We start from the raw sequence: 342 nt of genomic DNA on the forward strand, positions 1-342 counted from the left end.
CCTGCAAGCTGAAAAAGCAAAGGCTGGCACCAATACATTTATGTACCAAGTTCTTAAAGCGGAAGCAGATAATATTCGATTCGCAATTGATCGGTACTAATTGTCTCTTACTTTCTGCTAAACGCTATCTGCAAATTAGGTTGACCAAGTGGGAAAAGGCTTTCCCCAGCTATTCCAAGCATGTAAAATCCGGCATTTCCCACATCTTCGGTATTTCTTATGCTTGACGCCTTATCACAAAATTATAAAGCCATTATTGAAAGTCTTGGTGAAGACAGCTCTCGCGAAGGCTTATTAGATACACCGACTCGTGCAGCCAAGGCTATGCAATTTCTCACTCAG

General features: G+C 41.8%; 1 protein-coding gene. It reads left to right on the forward strand.

Going from position 1 to position 342, the window contains the following annotated elements; translation table 11 throughout:
- Positions 1–219 precede the first annotated feature (219 nt).
- The coding region (locus A3761_RS05765; RefSeq protein WP_197472866.1) for a GTP cyclohydrolase I at positions 220–342 on the forward strand (123 nt) is incomplete at its 3' end.

It is taken from the genome of Oleiphilus sp. HI0123 (assembly GCF_001635315.1).